The sequence below is a fragment of the Shigella sp. FC1967 genome (assembly GCF_001743005.1).
In the GTDB taxonomy this organism is placed as follows: Bacteria; Pseudomonadota; Gammaproteobacteria; order Enterobacterales; family Enterobacteriaceae; genus Proteus.
In genome coordinates, this window is record NZ_MIIZ01000345.1 from 1 (window position 1) to 237 (window position 237).

1 rRNA gene is annotated in these 237 nt (G+C 50.2%); it reads right to left on the reverse strand.

Annotation, left to right across the window (positions count from 1 at the left end):
* Positions 1–237, reverse strand: a 16S ribosomal RNA gene (locus tag BHE89_RS03120); the annotation flags it as partial.

The following is a 237-nucleotide window of genomic DNA, read 5'->3' on the forward strand; positions in this document are numbered from 1 at the left end:
CACTCCTCTATCTCTAAAGGATTCGCTGGATGTCAAGAGTAGGTAAGGTTCTTCGCGTTGCATCGAATTAAACCACATGCTCCACCGCTTGTGCGGGCCCCCGTCAATTCATTTGAGTTTTAACCTTGCGGCCGTACTCCCCAGGCGTCGATTTAACGCGTTAGCTCCAGAAGCCACGGTTCAAGACCACAACCTCTAAATCGACATCGTTTTACAGCGTGGACTACCAGGGTATCT